General features: G+C 66.5%; 17 protein-coding genes. 9 read left to right on the top strand and 8 right to left on the bottom strand.

Features of this window, described 5'->3' with window-relative positions; translation table 11 throughout:
• The first annotated feature begins 51 nt into the window (after positions 1-51).
• Together ACETPF_RS01280 and ACETPF_RS01275 are read left to right on the top strand one after the other, a co-directional pair.
• Positions 52-1,404, top strand: coding sequence for an aromatic ring-hydroxylating oxygenase subunit alpha (locus ACETPF_RS01280; RefSeq protein ID WP_373933037.1), 1,353 nt, complete (start codon positions 52-54; stop codon positions 1,402-1,404).
• Positions 1,401-2,750, top strand: coding sequence for an aromatic ring-hydroxylating oxygenase subunit alpha (locus tag ACETPF_RS01275; protein WP_373932457.1), 1,350 nt, complete (start codon positions 1,401-1,403; stop codon positions 2,748-2,750). Before ACETPF_RS01280 ends, ACETPF_RS01275 begins: the two co-directional genes overlap by 4 nt.
• Before the next feature lie 48 nt (positions 2,751-2,798).
• Here ACETPF_RS01275 and ACETPF_RS01270 read toward each other — a convergent pair whose 3' ends face one another.
• The 3 genes from ACETPF_RS01270 to ACETPF_RS01260 all read right to left on the bottom strand — a co-directional run bounded on the left by ACETPF_RS01270 (position 2,799) and on the right by ACETPF_RS01260 (position 5,307).
• Positions 2,799-3,557, bottom strand: coding sequence for an SDR family oxidoreductase (locus ACETPF_RS01270; protein WP_373932456.1), 759 nt, complete (start codon positions 3,555-3,557; stop codon positions 2,799-2,801).
• Between the two features lie 47 nt (positions 3,558-3,604).
• The gene (locus ACETPF_RS01265) at positions 3,605-4,543 is read right to left on the bottom strand and encodes an SDR family oxidoreductase (RefSeq protein WP_373932455.1); all 939 of its coding nucleotides are present in this window, start codon (positions 4,541-4,543) and stop codon (positions 3,605-3,607) included.
• Between the two features lie 86 nt (positions 4,544-4,629).
• Positions 4,630-5,307, bottom strand: a complete 678-nt coding sequence (locus tag ACETPF_RS01260) for a TetR/AcrR family transcriptional regulator (protein WP_373932454.1) — start codon at positions 5,305-5,307, stop codon at positions 4,630-4,632.
• Between the two features lie 241 nt (positions 5,308-5,548).
• Here ACETPF_RS01260 and ACETPF_RS01255 point away from each other — a divergent pair, with 241 nt between their 5' ends.
• The 7 genes from ACETPF_RS01255 to ACETPF_RS01225 all read left to right on the top strand — a co-directional run bounded on the left by ACETPF_RS01255 (position 5,549) and on the right by ACETPF_RS01225 (position 14,082).
• On the top strand, positions 5,549-7,192 hold the full coding sequence (locus ACETPF_RS01255; RefSeq protein ID WP_373932453.1) for a class I adenylate-forming enzyme family protein: 1,644 nt from the start codon (positions 5,549-5,551) through the stop codon (positions 7,190-7,192).
• A gap of 102 nt (positions 7,193-7,294) precedes the next feature.
• Positions 7,295-8,056: an SDR family NAD(P)-dependent oxidoreductase gene (locus tag ACETPF_RS01250; RefSeq protein ID WP_373932452.1), complete on the top strand. Its 762-nt coding sequence runs from the start codon at positions 7,295-7,297 to the stop codon at positions 8,054-8,056.
• Entirely contained in the window at positions 8,056-9,420 is a 1,365-nt protein-coding gene (locus tag ACETPF_RS01245; RefSeq protein WP_373932451.1) for an aromatic ring-hydroxylating oxygenase subunit alpha, read from the top strand. The genes ACETPF_RS01250 and ACETPF_RS01245 overlap by 1 nt, the downstream gene beginning before the upstream one ends.
• A 23-nt stretch (positions 9,421-9,443) precedes the next feature.
• Positions 9,444-10,421 carry a thiamine pyrophosphate-dependent dehydrogenase E1 component subunit alpha gene (locus ACETPF_RS01240; RefSeq protein WP_373932450.1) on the top strand — a complete coding sequence of 326 codons (978 nt, stop codon included), beginning with the start codon at positions 9,444-9,446 and terminating at the stop codon, positions 10,419-10,421.
• Between the two features lie 18 nt (positions 10,422-10,439).
• Complete coding sequence (locus ACETPF_RS01235) at positions 10,440-11,450, top strand: alpha-ketoacid dehydrogenase subunit beta (RefSeq protein WP_373932449.1); 1,011 nt, start codon at positions 10,440-10,442, stop codon at positions 11,448-11,450.
• Positions 11,451-11,464: 14 nt separating this feature from the next.
• Positions 11,465-12,907, top strand: coding sequence for a dihydrolipoamide acetyltransferase family protein (locus tag ACETPF_RS01230; RefSeq protein WP_373932448.1), 1,443 nt, complete (start codon positions 11,465-11,467; stop codon positions 12,905-12,907).
• Between the two features lie 11 nt (positions 12,908-12,918).
• Positions 12,919-14,082 (top strand): acyl-CoA dehydrogenase family protein, encoded by a 1,164-nt coding sequence (locus ACETPF_RS01225; protein ID WP_373932447.1) that lies wholly within the window; start codon positions 12,919-12,921, stop codon positions 14,080-14,082.
• 6 nt (positions 14,083-14,088) lie between these two features.
• Here the strand turns inward: ACETPF_RS01225 and ACETPF_RS01220 are convergent, their stop codons facing one another.
• From ACETPF_RS01220 to ACETPF_RS01200, 5 genes are read right to left on the bottom strand one after another with little or no spacing between them, the layout of a single operon-like run.
• Positions 14,089-14,586, bottom strand: a complete 498-nt coding sequence (locus tag ACETPF_RS01220; RefSeq protein WP_373932446.1) for a MaoC/PaaZ C-terminal domain-containing protein — start codon at positions 14,584-14,586, stop codon at positions 14,089-14,091.
• Complete coding sequence (locus ACETPF_RS01215) at positions 14,583-15,485, bottom strand: acyl-CoA thioesterase (RefSeq protein ID WP_373932445.1); 903 nt, start codon at positions 15,483-15,485, stop codon at positions 14,583-14,585. The genes ACETPF_RS01220 and ACETPF_RS01215 overlap by 4 nt, the downstream gene beginning before the upstream one ends.
• A gap of 34 nt (positions 15,486-15,519) precedes the next feature.
• Positions 15,520-15,990 (bottom strand): VOC family protein, encoded by a 471-nt coding sequence (locus tag ACETPF_RS01210; protein WP_373932444.1) that lies wholly within the window; start codon positions 15,988-15,990, stop codon positions 15,520-15,522.
• Positions 15,987-16,781 (bottom strand): SDR family oxidoreductase, encoded by a 795-nt coding sequence (locus tag ACETPF_RS01205; RefSeq protein WP_373932443.1) that lies wholly within the window; start codon positions 16,779-16,781, stop codon positions 15,987-15,989. Before ACETPF_RS01205 ends, ACETPF_RS01210 begins: the two co-directional genes overlap by 4 nt.
• 26 nt (positions 16,782-16,807) lie before the next feature.
• Positions 16,808-18,034 carry an aromatic ring-hydroxylating oxygenase subunit alpha gene (locus ACETPF_RS01200; protein WP_373932442.1) on the bottom strand — a complete coding sequence of 409 codons (1,227 nt, stop codon included), beginning with the start codon at positions 18,032-18,034 and terminating at the stop codon, positions 16,808-16,810.
• Positions 18,035-18,106: the final 72 nt, after the last annotated feature.

Here is an 18,106-nt window from a genome sequence, read left to right as displayed (position 1 = left end):
GGACGCGAGACAGAAGCAACGGGACAGGCCAAGGAGAGGCTTTAGGCGATGATGAAGCTCGATTTCGACGACTGGAACATCCATGTCGGCAAGCCGCACCCCTTTAACGAGCGGGTCCGCCCGATCGACAACGGCACCGGCCGCCCCGATCCCGCGCGCTATCACGACCCCGCCTTCATGGCGCAGGAATGGGACCGGGTGTTCGCGCGCAGCTGGCTGCTCGCGGGGCCGGCGTCCGACATTCCCGAACCGGGCGACTTCTTCACCTTCGACATTGGCCCGGAAAGTTTCGTCATCGTGCGCGATGACGAGGGCGCGGTGCGCGCGCACTACAATGTCTGCCCGCATCGCGGCAGCCGATTGGTGACAAGCGATTTCGGCTCGCTGAGCCGCTTCACCTGCCCGTTCCACAGCTGGAAGTTCGACCTTGAAGGGCGCAACATCGCCGTCACCGACGAAGAGACGTTCCGGCCCGAAGTGCTGTGCCATGGCCATGACCTGACCTCGGTGCGGTGCGAGGAGGCGGTCGGCCTCATCTTCATTTCGATGGACGATGGCATCGCCCCGCTCCGGGAATGGCTGGCGCCGATCCTGCCGCAGCTCGAACTCTACGAGATCGACCAGATGTATGTGGTCCAGCACCGCCGGTCGGACTGGGGGGCCAACTGGAAGGGCGGGGTGGACGCCTTTGCCGAAATCTATCACCTCCACGCCGTCCATCCCCAGACCCAGTGCCTGATGGACGACCGGACGCAGATCGACCTGTGGCCCGGCGGCCTGTCGCGCCAATTCGTGCCCTTCGCGCAGCCCGCCGCGCGCTATGCCGATCAGGAAACGGTCAATCCGGGCATTCAGCTGATGCTGCGCGACGCGGGCATCGACCCGGCGACCTTCACCGGCACGGCGGCGCAAACGCGCGCGGCGGTGCAGCAGGCAAAGCGCGCGCGCTCGGATGCGCTCGGCCTGCGCTACGATCGGTTCAGCGACAGCCAGCTGAGCGATTCGGTCGTCTATTCGCTCTTCCCCAACGTCCAGATCGGCTGCCATCCCGAGGCGGTGTTCCTGCACCGTTTCCTGCCGCACGCGACCGATCCCAACCAGTTCACCTACGACACCTGCATCCTCTACCGCCATGTCGACGCGCCGGGCTACAGCGCGCCGGCCTGGATGGGGTTGGGCGCGGACGTCGACATGTCGGGCGCGACGCGGCCGGAGATCGTCCACACGAAGCTAGGCGAGCCGCCCTGCCTCGGCGAGGTGCTCGACCAGGATTCCGAACTTCTCCCGGTGGTGCAGGCCGGATCGCGCTCGCGCGGGTTCAAGGGGCCGCTCTGGAGCGAGCAGGAAGGGCGGCTGCGCCATTTCCACGCCGAACTCGATCGCCGCATGGGGCAGGGCGCATGAATTACGACCCGCGCAGCTGGGCGGTGCATAAGGGGTCGGACCATCCGTTCGACCGCCCCGCGCCGCCGATCGACAATGGCACGGCGCGCCCCGATCCCGCACGCTACACCTCGCGCGCCGTCTTCGAACAGGAATGGGATCGCGTCTTCGCTCGCGCCTGGCTGCTCGCCGCGCCCGCGAGCGACCTGCCCGAACCGGGCGACTGGGTGAAGTTCGACATCGGTCCCGAAAGCTTCATCGTCGTACGGCAGGAGGATGGATCGGTCGCGGCGCATTACAATGTCTGCCCGCATCGCGGCAGCCGGCTGGTGACCGGCGACATGGGCAGTCAGGGGAGCTTCACCTGTCCGTTCCACAGCTGGCGCTTCGGCCTCAACGGCCGCAACCAGAAGGTGACCGACGCCGAAACCTTCCATCCCGAAGTCTTGTGCCATGGCACCGACCTCAGCTCCGTGCGGTGCGAGGAGGCGGTCGGTCTCGTGTTCCTCAGCATGGACCCCGACGCGCCGCCGCTCGCCGACTATCTGGCGCCGGTGCTGCCGATGCTCGAAACCTACCGGATCGACCGGATGCATGTGGTGCAGCACCGCCGGTCCGACTGGGCGGCGAACTGGAAGGGCGGGATCGACGCCTTCTACGAAAGCTATCATCTCCACGCCATCCATCCGCAGACGATGGGGGTGATCGATGATCGCACGCATATCGACCTGTTCCCCGGCGGCATGTCGCGCCAGTTCGTGCCGATGGCGCAGCCCAATTCGCATTTTCCCGACCAGACCGGGATCAATGCCGGCATCGCCGCGCTGATGCGCGACGCGGGGATCGACCCCGACGGGTTCGAAGGGACAGCGCAGGACAGCCGCGCGGCGGTGGCGCACGCCAAGCGCGATCGGGCGGCGCGCATCGGCCTTGACTACAGCCATTTTTCCGACGCGCAGCTGACCGACAGCACGATCTTCGGCATCTTCCCCAATGCCCAGATCGGCTGCCATCCCGAAGCGGTGTTCCTGCACCGGTTCAAGCCGCACCCGACCGATCCCGAACAATTCACCTATGAAACGACGATCCTATACCGCCATGTCGACGCGCCGGGCTATGGCGCGCCGGGCTGGATGGGGCTGGGCGCCGATGTCGACGTGACCGGGGCGACCCGGCCCGACGTCGTGCATACCGGCCTTGGCGAACCGCCCGGCATGGGCGAGGTGCTCGACCAGGATTCGGACCTGTTGCCGATCGTGCAGGCCGGCGCGCGATCGCGCGGGTTTCGCGGACCGCTCTGGGGCGAGCAGGAAGCGCGGCTGCGCCATTTCCATGCCGAACTGGATCGCTGGCTGGCGCGCGAATGAGGCGGGGGGACCGGGCGGCGGTTCTCACCCCTCCGCCCGCGATCCCGCTCAGAAGGGGCGGATCGTCACGCCATTGTCGATCACCAGTTCCGCGCCGGTCACGAACCGCGACTCGTCGGACGCCAGGAACAGGACCAGCGCGGCAACATCCTTCGGGTGACCGGGCGTGCCGGGCGGCAGGACGCCGTCGGGAATCTCTTTGGGCTGATTGATCCGGCCCTCGGCCGTCTGCACCATCGGCGTTTCGATCGAGCCGGGATGCACCGAATTGCAGCGGATCTTGTACCCCTTTTCCTGGCACATGACGGCGATCGACTTGGTCATCGCGCGCACCGCGCCCTTGGCCGCGGAATAGGCGAAGAAGATCGGATAGCCGAGCAGCGCGCCGGTCGAACTCATGTTGATGATCGACCCGCCATCGCCCTTGTTCATGAGCGGGATCGCGTGTTTGCAGCCCAAAAACACGCCATCGGTCATGATCGCGTTGACCCAGCGGAACTGATCGAGCGTGGTGTCCTCGACATCGGCGCTCAGCACGACGCCGGCATTGTTGACGAGGATGTCGAGCCGGCCGAAGCGCTGCTCGATGGTCCTGATCGTCGCGATCCACTGGCCTTCGTCCGCAACGTCCAGCGCCAGCGCGATCGCGCCGCCGCCGATGCGGTCGGCGACCGTCTGCGCCGGCTCCAGCCGGACGTCGGTCACCACCACCTGCGCGCCCTCGCGCGCCAGCGCCTCGCAATCGGCTGCGCCCAGCCCCGATCCGCCGCCGGTCACCAATGCGACCTTTCCTGCTACCCGGCCCATATCACTCTCCTATAATCTTTTGGTTATGCTTTTCCAGGATGCGCGCGTCAGGCCGCGCCGTCCTCGCGGAAATAATCGGGCATCCCCGCCGGCCAGATCACGCCCCACTGCGCCTGTCCGCCGTCGATGACGATCAGGTCGCCATTGACGAAGCGCGCGGCGGGCGAGGACAGATAGGCGATCGCCTGCGCCACGTCCCACGCGTTGCCGCGCATCTTCATCGGGTTCGCTTTGTGGAACCGGGCCAGCGCTTCTTCGGGATACATGCGGAACCCTTCGGTCTCGATGACGCCCGGCCCGATGCAGTTGACGCGGATATTCCATTGCGACCATTCGGTCGCCAGCGTCTTCGACAGATAGATGACGCCCGCGCGCGCGGCGCAGGTGTGCGCCGCCTGCGGCATCCCGCGTTCGACATTGGCGACGATGTTGATGATGTTGCCCGGCTTTCCATCGGCACGCCAGCGCTTGGCGGCTTCCTGCATCATCCACCAGGTGCCGTTGAGGTTGGTGTCGATGACCGCCAGCCAGCCCTTGCGCGAAAAGTCGATCGCATCCTGCGGAAACTGGCCGCCGGCATTGTTGACGATGGTGTCGAGACCGCCGAAATGATCATGGACGCGGTCGATCAGCGCCTCGACCGCGTCAGCGTCGCGGATGTTGGTGGGCACCGCCAGTACCTCGCGCCCGGTCGCATCGCGGATGAAATCGACCGTCCCCTGCAACTTGTCGGCATCGCGCCCGCAGATAGCGACCTGCGCGCCCAGTCGCGCAGCGAGATAGGCCGCCGCCTTCCCCATGCCGCTGCCCGCCCCGGTGATGAGGATCGTCTGCCCGGCGAGCAGGTCGTCGCGATAGACGGTCGCCTGCTCAGTCAGCGCCTGTTCGTCCAGCCCGCGCGCGGGCCGGTCGGGCCCGTCGTCTTCGGGACGGAAAATGCGGGGGGGGAATGTCTTGGGCGCGTTCAACTGTCCATCCTCGTCCATCGTCTCGCGGGGCGCCGGCGGCCGCAAGGGTGCCCGCCGGAGACGAGGTTAGCGCCCGCGAATCAAAAAGACAAACAAGATTGTTTTTATGCCCGCTTTTCGCTCGCGCGCGCGGTTTCAGGCATGATCGCGCGAATCTGGCTTTCCAGATAGGCCAGCATCATGGGCACCTTCTGCCGGTCCATCGCGCCCGTCTGCACCGCGATCGCCATGCCTTCGAGGATGGTCTGCGACAGGTTCATCGCCAGGTCGAACTCCTTGGGCGAATCGGACCATTCGGGGAAGAGGGCGTTGGCCTGCGCGTTGAAGCGCTCGCGAAACTCCTCCTGCAAAGGGAAGAGGATGTCGGCCAGCTCCTTGTCGGTGCGGGCTGCGACGGCCAGTTCGTGAAAGGCGATGAAGGCGGGCTTCTGCACCTGCGCCCAGTAGGTTTCGACCAGCGTGTCGACATCATGCTGCTCGGGCTTCTCGGCCGCCCGGCGGAACGCGCGCAGCCGCTTCTCATGCAGTTCGATGATCGTCGCCTTGATGAGCGCCGCGCCATTTTCGAAATGGTGCATCATCGCGCCGCGCGACAGACCCGCTTCCTTCGCCACGCGCGGAGTCGTGGTGTTGGCATAGCCATGCTTGACGATGCAGCGAACCGTCGCCTCCAGCAGCCGGCCGCGCGTTTGCGCCGCCTTCGCCGCCTGGAGCGTACCGCCGGTCGCACGCGACGGAGCCACCTTGGCCGGAGCGGGCGTTCGCGTGCGGGAAAGGGTCATGTCAATTACCTGATGTCATGCTGGACTCGAACATATCGCGATTCGCTTACGCCCATGACGGGCGCGGAAGCAAGTAGGGACGCCGGGGCGACGGCCCGATCGGCGGCGCGGGGCGCGTGCGGCCAGCCAAAAAGAAAACAGTCATGACTGATTGTATTTTGACCGATGCTTGCTAAGCTGTCACCGACAAGCGGGACCGACGCGACAGGCGCGCGGACGGACGGCAAGAGGAGAGCGATGCATGGGTGACGAATCGGTCCTGACGATGGGGGCGATGATCAGGGCTTCGGCCGCTCGTCGTGCCGACCGGGAAGCGATCGTCTTTCCCGACGCCCGCCTCACCTATGCGCAGCTCGACCGCAAGGCGACCGATTGGGCCAAGGCGCTGGTCGCGGCGGGCGTGGGTCCGGGCGACAATGTCGGCATCCTGCTCCCCACCTGCATCGATTTCATCGCCGTCTTTTACGGCATCACCATGGCCGGCGCGGTCGCCGTCCCGATCAACGCACGCTATCAGGCGAGCGAACTGGGCTATGTCGTTGCCAACGCCGATCTGGTCACTGTCATCACCATCGGTAAGGTGGCCGACGGCCTCGATTTCCGCGCCCGGCTCGAAACCGCTCTGCCATCGCTGTCGCAGGCGGCCGATCCGCGCACGCTCGATCTTCCCGAAGCGCCGCGCCTGCAAAGCGTCATCTGCCTCGACGAGGAATGCGCGCCGTACCTAGTGCGCGCGGCCGACGGCATTGCCGCTGGCGCATCCGTTCCCGATGCGTGGATCGACGCGCGGATCGCGGCGGTGCAGGCGCACGACCTGGCGATGATCCTCTACACGTCTGGCACCACCGCCAATCCCAAGGGCGCGATGATCAGCCACCGGGCGCAGGTGTCGAACAGCCGGAACTTGGGCCGCCGTTATGCCTGCACCGCCGAGGACAAGGTGTGGTCACCGCTGCCGATCTTCCACATCGCGGGCATCCTGCCGATGACGATGATCCTGGACCTGGGCGGCGTGTACATGACGATCCCGCGCTTCGACCCGGAAGTCGGGCTGCGGATGCTGGGCGGGGAGGGGGCGACGGTCGCCTATCCCAGCTTCGTCACGATCATGCAGGATCTCATCACGCATCCGACCTTCGCGCAGACCGACCTGTCGCGGCTGCGCGTCATGAACTCCAACTTCGCGGTGCAGCCCGAATGGATCAAGCTTGCCGTGGCGGAAGCGATGCCGCACACGATCCAGGTCAGCACCTATGGCCTGACCGAAGCGGCGGGCACGGTATCCACCAGCCGTCTCGACGACAGCTATGCGGTGCGCACCGGCCGCTGCGGCGTCCCGCTGGACGAATGGCAGGTGCGGATCGTCGACCCCGAAACCGGGCGTGACTGTGCGGTTGGAGAGCAGGGCGAGATCGTGTTGGGCGGTCCCAACATCCTCACGGGCTATTACAACGCGCCGGACAAGACGGCCGAGGCGATCCGAGACGGCTGGTTCTACAGCGGTGACATCGGGTCGATCGACGCCGATGGCAACATGATGTTTCATGGCCGGACCAAGGACATGCTCAAGGTCGGCGGCGAAAATGTCGCGGCGGCGGAGATCGAGGCGATGTTGCAGACGCATCCGGCGGTCAAGCTGGCGCAGGTGGTCGGCATCCCCGATGCGCGCTATTCGGAAGTACCGGCCGCTTTCGTCGAACTGGCCGAGGACGCAAGCGCGGCCGCCGACGAACTGATCGCCCATTGTCGCGGCAAGATCGCCAGTTTCAAGGTGCCACGCCACATCCGTTTCGTCACCCAGTGGCCGATGTCGACGTCGAAGATCCAGAAGTTCCGCCTTCGCGAGCAACTGGTCGCGGAACTGGACGCCGCACCGGCAGCATAAAAAAGACAGACACGACTGCTTTTTTCTTGCGCGTTGCGGCGCAGCTGTCCTAGACGAAACAGAGCGGGCGCACGGACGCCCGGACGGGAAGAGGATCAAGCGATGGACCTGGGACTGGCGGGCAAGAAGGCGATCCTGATCGGCGCGGCGCGCGGCATCGGCTATGCCGTGGCCGAAGTGCTGGCGCGCGAAGGCTGCGACATCGCGCTCACCGCCCGCAGCGAGGACAGCGTCAAGGACGCGGTGGCCGACCTGTCGCGCTACGGCACCAAAATCGTCGGCAAGCCGATCAACGCCAAGCAGGCGGACGATTACAAGGCGTGGATGGACTGGGCCATCGCCGAACTGGACGGCGTCGACATCCTCGTCCCTTTCACCTCCGCTGGCGGCGGGATGGGCAGCGAGAAATATTGGTACAACGCCTTCGAAACCGACGTGATGGGGCCGGTCCGCGCGGTCGAGGCGGTGATTGAGACGATGACGGCGCAGCAGCGTGGCTCGATCGTCCTCATCGGCACCACCTCCGTTGCAGAAGCGATGGGCGGGCCGCAGCCCTATAATGCGATGAAGGCCAGCCTCGTCACCTGGGGCAAGCAGATGGCACTCTGGCATGGCAAGAACGGCATCCGCGTCAATGTCGTGTCCCCCGGCCCGATCGAGTTCGAAGGCGGCAACTGGGACATGATCAAGGGGACGATGGAGAAGTTCTACCAGTCGCAGCTGCGCCAGCAGCCGATGGGCCGGCTGGGCCGCCCGGACGAGGTCGCCAAGGCGGTCGCCTTCCTCGCCAGCGATGCGGCCAGCTGGTGCAACGGGTCGCATCTCGTGGTCGATGGCGGCTTCACGAACAGGACGCACTTCTGATGAAACCGCACGTCATGGGTTGGGACCGGGCGGCGATGGACGTCAAGCGCGTCGTCGACGTCTATCGGGTCGATCCGGACGCTGCGGGCAACGGCACGCCGGTGGAGCGTGCGCCCGACCCGGAACTTGGCACCGACATCATTCCGGCCGCCCGCTATTTCTCGCCCGATTTCATGAAGCTGGAATGGGACCGGGTGTGGACGAAGGTGTGGCTGCTGGGCGGGCGGGCCGACGACATCCGCGATCCGGGCGACTATATCTGCACCGATATCGGCAAGGAATCGGTGCTGATCGTGCGCCAGGCGGACGGATCGATCAGGGCCTTTCCCAATGTCTGCCTGCATCGCGGCAACCGCCTGCGGCCCGAGGGGCGCGGCAATGCCGAAGCGTTCCGGTGCATGTATCATCACTGGACCTATGGCCTCGACGGTCGGCTCGACCATGTCCCCGACCTGTGCACCTTTCACCAGGGTGGCCCGCCCGGCATGGCGCTGCCGACGCTGCCCTGCGTCGAATGGAACAGCTTCGTCTGGTTCTCGCTCAACCCCGATGTGGAGCCGTTCGACGACTTCATCCATCCGCTGCGCCAGCATCTCGAACCCTATCATCCTGAACGCATGGCGTGGAAACGCGACATCACGGTCGAATGGGACTGCAACTGGAAGGCGTCGGTCGACGCGTTCAGCGAAACCTATCATGTGCAGGGCATCCACCCGCAGCTCAAATGGTATCTGGACGACGTCAACGTCCAGATCGATTGCTACGGGCGCCACAACCGTTATCTGATCCCCTTCGCCGCGATCAGCCCGCGCGTCGCGATGCCGAGCCAGATCCCGCCCGCCATCCATGAAATCATGGTCCATGCCGGCATGGACCCGGCCGATTATCAGGGCCGCGTGTCGGACATTCGCCGCGACGTCCAGCTGTTCAAGCGCGAACATGGCGCGGCGCAGGGAAAGGATTATTCCGAACTCAACGACGAACAGCTGACCGACGACTATCACTACACGATCTTCCCCAACGTGTCGGTGAACGTCCATGCCGACGACATCATGCTGTTCCGCCAGCGGCCGCACCCCAGCGATCCCAATAGGATGTTCTACGACATCTGGATGTTCGAACTGGTGCCCGATGGCGAGGAATGGCCCGAGCGGGTCCGGCACCAGCATTTCCGCCATGGCGACAAGACCATCGGCCAGGTGCTCGACCAGGACGCCTTCAACCTGCCGACGGTGCAGACGGGGATGCAGTCCGATTTCTATCCGGGCCTGTGGATCGGCGACCAGGAACTGCGCATCCGCCATTTCCACAAGGTGCTCGACGACTACATCTACCCAGAGGGCAAGCAGGCCGGCGACCTGTGATCGCGGAAAGACAGGGAGAGACTATGACACCGCTCACCAGCGACCAGCTGCTCAGCGCCTACCGGATGATGAAGACCATCCGCGTCTTCGAGGAACGGCTGCATGACGAGATCAAGACCGGCGAGATCGGCGGCTTCACCCATCTCTATGCCGGGCAGGAAGCGGTCGCGGTCGGCATTTGCGAACAGCTGGGTGTCGAGGACAAGATCGTGTCCACCCATCGCGGCCATGGCCATTGCATCGCCAAGGGCTGCGACGTGGTCGGCATGATGAAGGAAATCTACGGCCGCGCCGGCGGCCTGTGCAAGGGGCGGGCAGGGTCGATGCACATCGCCGACCTCGATGTGGGGATGCTGGGCGCGAACGGCATCGTGGGCGGCGGCGCGCCGCAGGCGGTCGGCGCGGCGCTGGCGGCGAAGATCGACGGCAAGGGCCGGGTCGGAATCGCCTTTTCGGGCGACGGCGCCTGCAACCAGGGCACGACGTTCGAGGCGATGAACCTGGCGGTGGTGACGAAGGCGCCGGCGATCTTCGTGTTCGAAAACAACCATTATTCCGAACATACCGGCGACGCCTATGCCGTGGGCACCGCGCGCGACATCGCCAGCCGCGCCGAAGGATTTGGCATGAAGGCGTGGCGCGCCAATGGCTGCGACTTTTTTTCGACCTATGAAGCGTTCGCGCAACTGCTGGAGCATGTGCGCGCGGGCCATGGCCCGGCCGCGATCGAGCTCGATACCGAACGCTATTTCGGCCATTTCGAGGGTGACCCGCAACGCTACCGTGGCAAGGGCGAGATCGAGCGCATCCGCGCCGAGCGCGATTGCCTGACCGCGTTCCGCGCGCGCGTCACGGCCGAAGGCTGGCTCGACGCCGCCGCGCTCGACGCCATCGACGCCGAGGTCGCCGCGCTGATCGACGACGCGGTCGCGCAGGCGCGCGCCGATGCGGAGCCGGACCCGGCCAGCGTCGCCGACGACGTCTATGCCGAATATTGCTGAGCGGAAGGGGACCGGCACATGGCCATCATGAACATCCGCGATGCGATCGTATCCACGCTGCACGCGGAAATGGAGCGCGACTCCGACATCATCCTGCTGGGCGAGGATGTGGTGGGCGGCAACGGCACGGCCGGCGGGCCGGAGGCGATCGGCGGCATCTGGGGCACCAGCCCCGGCCTCTGGGCCAAGTTCGGGCCTGACCGCGTGATCGACACGCCGATCAGCGAAAGCGCGATCATTGGCGCGGCGGCGGGCGCGGCATTGTCGGGCAAGCGCCCGGTCGCCGAACTGATGTTCGCCGATTTCGTAGGGGTCAGCCTCGACCAGATTTGGAACCAGATGGCCAAGTTCCGCTACATGTTCGGCGGCAAGGCGCGCTGCCCGGCGGTCGTGCGGCTGGTCTATGGCGCGGGGATGCAGACCGCCGCGCAGCATAGTCAGTCGGTCTATGCCATGCTGACGGCGATGCCGGGGCTGAAGGTCGTGCTGCCCACCACGCCGGCAGATGCCAAGGGCCTGCTGACCGAAGCGCTGCGCGGCGAAGATCCGGTCATGTTCTTCGAACACAAGACGCTCTACGGCGTGAAGGGCGAGGTGCCCGATGGCGACCACCGCCAGCGCTTCGGCGAGGCGCGTGTGGTGCGCGAAGGGGGCGACGTCACCGTCGTCGCCTGCGGCCGAATGGTCAGCTTTTCGGAAAAGGCGGCGGACAAGCTGGCGGCCGACGGCATCGGCATGGACCTGCTCGACCTGCGCACCACCAGCCCGCTTGACGAGGACGCGATCCTCGAATCGGTCGAACAGACCGGGCGGCTCGTCGTGGTCGACGAAAGCACGCCGCGATGCAGCCTCGCCGCCGACATCGCCGCGATGGTGAGCGCGCGCGCCTTCACCAGCCTCAAGGCGCCACCCGCGATGGTCACCGCGCCGCACAGCCCCGTGCCCTTCGCCCGCAGCCTGGAGCGCGCCTGGGTGCCGTCTCCGCAGAAGATCGAGGAAGCGGTGCGCCGCGTCCTCGCCTTCCGCTGAAAAGGGGCGGGCGGATGACCACACTCACCCCCTTCACGATGCCGAAATGGGGCATCGAAATGGCCGAAGGGACCATCGCCGAATGGATGGTCGCGGAAAATGCGCCCTTCGCGAAGGGCACGGTCCTGACCCTCATCGAAACCGACAAGATCACCAATGAGGTGGAGGCCGAAAAGGACGGCCGCTTCGTCCGCATCATCGCGCAGGCGGGGCAGACCTATCCGGTCGGTGCGCTGCTCGCGGTGCTGAGCGATGGCGGGGAAGCGAGCGCGGCGGAGATCGACGCGCTGGTCGCCGCCTTCCGCCCGTCCGATACCGGCTTCGACCCCGACGGCCCGGTCGCCGCGCCCGCCGAAGCGCAGCCCGTCGCCCCGGCCGCGCCCGCGCCGCTGCCCCCCGGCGTGTCGGCGAGCCCCGTCGCCATTGCGGAGGCGCAGCGCATGGGCGTCGACCTTAATCAGGTGCAGGGGTCGGGCCGCAACGGCCGCATCTTTGCCCAGGACGTGCATCAGGCCGGCCGCCCCGCGCCAAGTGTGCCGCTCGCCGGACCGTTCGCGCCCACGCCGCCCAGCGCCGTGCTCTCCACCCCGGTCGCGCGGCGTCTTGCCAGCCTGAACGGGCTGGACCTCGCGACCATCGCGGGGACGGGGGCGCGCGGCAAGGTGCGGCGCGACGACGTGCTGGCGCTGCTCGACCAATCGCCCCCGCCCGAACCCGCGCCCCCGCCCGCTGCGCAGGCGCCTACGGCCCCGCCGCCGCCACCTACGCCGGCCGCGTCCGCGCAGGCGAGTGCCGCCGACGTCCTGCCCATGTCCTCGATGCGCCGCACGATCGCCCGGCGGCTGACCGAGGCCAAGCAACAGATCCCGCATTTCTACGTCCGCCGCCGCGTGCGCGCCGACCGCCTGCTGGCCGTGCGCGCGGTGCTGGCGGGCGGGGAGCGGCCGAGCGTCAACGACTATATCGTGCGGGCCTGCGCGCTCGCGCTGATGGAAGTGCCCGCGCTCAACATCCAGGTCCATGGTAATGACGTGCATCGCTTCGCCGGGGCCGACATCGCCGTCGCGGTCGCCACCGAAAAGGGGCTGGTGACGCCGATCCTGTTCGGCGCGGACGACCTGTCGCTGGGCGACATCAACGCGCGGATGAAGGCGCTGGCGCAACGCGCGCGCAGCGGGAAGCTCAAGCCCGAGGAGTTCAGTGGTGGCAGCTTTTCGGTGTCCAACCTCGGCAGTTTCGGGGTGGAACAGTTCGACGCCATCATCAACCCGCCGCAGGGCGCGATCCTGGCGGTGGGCGCGGCGCGGCCCGAACCCGTCGACGATGACGGCGCGATCCGCATCGTGCCCGTGCTGCACCTGTCGCTGTCCTGCGACCATCGCGCGATCGACGGGGCCGATGGCGGCCGCTTCATGGCCGCGCTCGCTCGGCTGATCGAACAGCCCCATCTGCTTTGAAGGGCGAACCCATGCATTTTCAACTGACCGACGACCAGCGCCAGCTTCAGGAAGCCGCCCGTGCCTTCGCCCGCGCCGAACTGCCCGCGATCGCGGCCGAACTGGAACGCGACAACCGGCCGCCCAGCCGCGCGCTCGTCAAACGCTATGCCGAGATGGGCTTTCTCGGCATCAACGTGTCGGCCGATCTGGGCGGCCTTGATCTCGGCAATATCGAGGCGCTGATCGTGCTGGAGGAGTTCGGCAAGATTTCGTCGGCCGTCGGCTTCCCGATCTTCGAATCATCGGTCGGCCCGGTGCGCGCGATCGAACATTTCGCGTCCGACAGCCTGCGCCGCCGCATCGTGCCCGCCGTCTGCGCGGGCGACATGGTGGTCGCGGTGTCGATGTCGGAGCCTGACGCGGGCAGCGCGCTCACCGACCTCAAGACCACCGGCACCATCCGCGGCGACCGCGTCGTCATCAACGGCACCAAGCGCTGGTGCTCGGGCGGCGGCCATGCCGATGCCTATGTCGTCTATTGCCGCCTGTCCGACGCGCCGGGGGCGAAGGGGATCGGCGCGGTGTTGGTGGAAAAGGACGCACCCGGCCTCACCTTCGGCCCCAACGAGCAGTTGATGGGCTTTCGCGGCATTCCCTCGTCCGACCTCTATTTCGACGAATGCGAAGTGCCGGTCGACAACATCATCGTGCCCGCCGACGGCGGCTTCAAGAAGCTGATGGAGGCGTTCGACCTCGAACGCTGCGGCAACGCCACCATGTCGCTGGCGCAGGCGTCGGGCGCGCTGGAGGATGTCAGCGCCTATGTGCTCGAGCGCAAGCAGTTCGGGAAGCCCATCGCCGATTTCCAGGCGGTGCAGATCAAGCTCGCAGAAATGCAGATGAAGGTGGAGGCCGCGCGCCTGCTCATCTGGCGCGCGGCGTCGCTGGCGGAGGACGGGCTGCCGTCGGTGCTGCACAGCTCGACCGGCAAATGCTTTGCCAACACCATCGCGCGCGAGGTGACGGGCGACGCGCTGCAACTGATGGGCGCCTATGGCTATTCCAAGGATTTTCCGATGGAACGGCGACTGCGCGACAGCTGGGGCTGGGGCATTGCCGGCGGCGCGATCGACATTCAGAAGACCAATATCGCCAGCGCCATGCTGGGCCGCCGCTTCGACCAGCGGCGCTGAACGGCGTCAGGCGGGCGGGGCGGCCATCCGCGCCCGCCCGGCGCGGGTATAGACCAGGTTGATGCTGGTGAACGTCACTGCCTCGGTCCCGTCGGCCAGCACCACGGCATAGCGGGTCATTGCCGTGCCGCGATCGTCCCGGCTCTGCGAGGGTTCGAGGCTGACGATCTCGCTCGTCACATGGATGCGGTCGCCCGCCCGGATCGCGCGGCGCAGGCGCAGTTCGTCCCAGCCGATGCCGCACACCCAATCGATGTCCCAATTGATCTCATGATCCATCTGCCGCCACAGCGCGAGGACATGGATGCCGCTCGCCACCACTTCGCCGAACACCGACTGCGTCGCCGCCTGCGGATCGGTGTGGAACCATTGCGGGTCGTAGCGGCGGGCGAAGTCCAGCATCTCCTCCTGGCTCACCTGTCGTTCGGCCGAGCGGCGCCGTTCGCCAACCGCCAGATCCTCGAACGTGCGGAACGGCGCGCGCGCCACGGCATCCTGTGTCATAGCTTGCCCTCGCGTTTTTCCTCCAGCACCCGGACCAGCCCCTGTTGGCTGACGGTCGCGACCAGCCGACCGTCGCGGCGAAAGATATGCCCCTGTGCCAGGGCCAGCGCATTGGACGCGGCCGGGCTTTCGAGCACGTAGAGCAGCCAGTCGTCGACCCGGAAATCGTCGTGGAACCAGAGCGCGTGGTCGAGGCTGCTGCTTTGCAGAAAGTCGCTCGACCAGTTCAGTCCGAGCGGGACGAGCGCGGTGTGGAAGATATGCATGTCCGACGCATAGGTCAAAAGCCGCTGCTGCACAGGCGCGGGACCATCCTCGGTGCCGTTGAGGCGGAACCACAGCGCGCGGCCGGCCGGGCCGACCCCGTCGTCGTCGAGGCGGAACCGGCCGACCGGCCGCCAATCGAACATCTGCCGCCGTCGCCAGAAGGGGCGATGCCGCTCGGGCATGCGGTCCCCATGGCGGGCGATCAGATCATCCATGCTTTCGAGCGCGTCGGGCGGCGGCACATCGGGAATCGCGACGGCGTGACGCGGCGCATCCTCGCGCGTCTTGAACGACGCCATCATGTGGACGATCGGCTGCCCGTCCTGCGTCATGCGGACCGTGCGGCTGGCAAAGCTGCGCCCGTCGCTCTCGCGCGTCACCGCGCAATCGAGCGGCCGATCGACGAGGCCGGGCTTCAGGAAATAGGCGTGCAGGCTGTGGACGATCCGGTCGCCGGGCACCGTCCGTTGCGCCGCCGCCAGGCATTGCGACAGCACCGCGCCGCCGAACAGGCGCAGCAGGCCGCTTGGGCTGGGCTGCACACGGAACCTGTCCTCGCCCACCTGCTCGAAGGCATAGGCGGCATGGCGTTCTAGCGCGGGATCGTCGGGGTAAGGGTTGGCGGCGGGCAAGGCATGACCTTCCAGAGGGAAACGGTCCTGCCGCCTAGCAGACGGGGCGGACCTCTTCGAAGCGGAAACTGCATTGCGGGTCGACGATCTGGAGCAGTTCGACGACATTGCCGTCGCAATCATAGCCATAGGTGGCCCGAGTGGCGGCGGTTCCGCCGGGCGGCCCGTTGAACGTCATGCCCAGCGCGATCAGCCGGTCATATTCGGCGAACACATCGTCGCAATAGAGGCACAGATGCGTGATCCCCCGGTCGCACATGCGCGGCCGCACATCGACCGGATCGTTGCTGCGATAGTCGAACACTTCGATATGCATGTTGCCGAGCCGCAGAAAGGCGTAGCGCGCCGCGCTGTCGGTCAGGCCCACCATGCGGTCGATCCGCGCGTTCCCCGCCTCCCATCCGCCGCCGCCCAACGCCTCGAACCCGAACCAGCGCTGATAATGATCGACGAACCGGTCAAGGTCGGGCGTGGAGATGGCGAGGTGATGCACCCCGCGGATCATCGCGCCGCGCGCGCCGCCTTCACGGCCTGCACGATTTCGGCATTGGTGGGATTGCGCCGCAGCGTCAGGCCGCCATTCACCTGGAGTGTCTGGCCGGTCATGAAGCAGGCGTCGCTCGCCAGCCAAGACACCGCTTCGGCAATATCCTCGCTCGTGCCCACGCGGCCGAGCGGATATTCCTTGGCGAAGGTGTCGACGATCGCCTGGTTCTTGGCCGCCTGCTGCGTCATCGGCGTGGCGGTAAAGCCGGGCGCGACCGAATTGGCGCGGATGCCGCGCGGGCCGAACTCGTTGGCGATGCAGCGTATGACATGATCCGCGCCCGCCTTCGTCCCCATATAGGCGGCGTGGTCCTCCAGCATGATGGTCGCGGTGGCCGAGGAAATCTGGATCAGCGATCCGCCCGGCCGCATCACCCGCAACATCGCCTGATAGAAGAGGATCGCGCCGGTGAATTGCAGCGCGGTGATCTTTTCGATCTCCTCCTTCGTCGTGTCGAGAAAGGGTTTGAGCAGCCCCCACCCGGTCGCGTTGACCGCAATGTCCACCCCGCCGAACCGCTCGACCGCCGCCTGCGCCAGCCGGGCGAGATCGGCCTCGCTGGTCAGGTCGCACTCGCTGACCGCCAGCCCGTCCAGTTCGTGCGCCAGCGCCTCCAGCGCTTCGGGCCGGCGCCCCGCCACCACGATGCGCGCGCCATCGGCATGGAGCCGCCGGGCGATCACCTGCGCCATATTGTCGCGGTTCGCGGCGCCCATCACCACGGCGACCTTGCCTGTCAGATCGGCCATGCCGCTCTCCTGTCTTGGGGGTTGGCTCAGTCGCGCTGGACCCAATCGCCCAGCACCTGTTCGACCCGGGCATGTTCGGGCACGCGGTTCAGCCCGATGCGCCGGTCCAGTTCCTCGTGCCAGTGATAGATGCGCCGCTCCTGATAGTTGAGCGGCATCCCCTTGAAGCCCGGACTCTCCAGCGATTCCTGGATCTGCGGCGCATATTGCAGGTCTTCGTACAGAATGCGCTCCCAGTTGGCGAGGCGCGTGGGCCAGAGCGGATGGGGGTTGGCCGGATCATGGTCGGGCGCAAGCCAGCTCGACACCACGCGCGACTTTTTGGGGCCAATCGGCCAGAATTGCAGGATCGGGATGCCGGTGGGGGCGGGGGGCATCACGAAATTGGGATAGATCTGGTAACTGACATTGTTCTTCGCGGGAAACGCGGTGATCGACGGGATCTCCGGCATCCCCACCGTCCCCGGATCGACCCAGTCGGGCCGGCGGTTCGGGGTCGCCATGCGGCTGTGCCCGTTGGGCCAGAGTGTCACGATCATCGCCCGGTGGTCGAGGAAGCGGTCCACCGTGTCGACATGGATCGACTTGAGGTGATAGACCTCCAGGAACGCGTCGAGCAGCACCTTGACGTTGCAATCGACCTCATAGCTGCGGCTGTCGACGAGGCGCAGCCGGTCAAGTTCGAACTGGTCGAGCTGCGCCGCCATCGGGCCGATATGCTCGATCAGCGGCTGCGTGTCGGGATCGCGGTTGATGAAGATCAGCGACCCCAGCAATTCGCAGCGCACTTGCGCCAGCGAGCGGCACGAAAAGTCGAGATCGACGAAATCGCGCTTGTCGCGCACCGCCGTCAGCTTGCCGTCGAGCGTGTAGCTCCACCCGTGATAGCCACACACGAACCCGCGCCCTTCGCCCGATTCCTCGGTGACGAGCGGCGCGCCGCGATGCTGGCAGGTGTTGTAAAACGCCTTGATCTCGCCCGTCAGCGTGCGAGCGACAATGACCGGCGCGCCCGAATTGCGCGTCAGGAACCAGCTCCCCGGATTGGGCAGCTGGTCGACATGCCCGGCATAGAGCCAGGCGCGATCCCACATCATCTCGCGTTCGAGGCGCAGGAACTCGGCATCGGTGTAGCGCGATCCGGGAATGTCGGGCAGCTTGGGAAAACCCTCGGGCGGCGCCTTGCGGTCGCGCTCATAATCCATGCGCGCGAAGTCGTTATCGGGCCTCTGATCCGTCACCAGATCCAGCATGTCATCTCTCCCAAAGGCTCGGCCCGCCTCGTGGACGGGGACTCAGCGCGCATGCACTGTGGTTGCCGACAT

The organism is Sphingobium agrisoli, assembly GCF_041877245.1.
In the GTDB taxonomy this organism is placed as follows: Bacteria; Pseudomonadota; Alphaproteobacteria; order Sphingomonadales; family Sphingomonadaceae; genus Sphingobium.
Note: the sequence above shows the minus strand (reverse complement) of the source record. Positions and strands in the feature narration are given on the sequence as shown.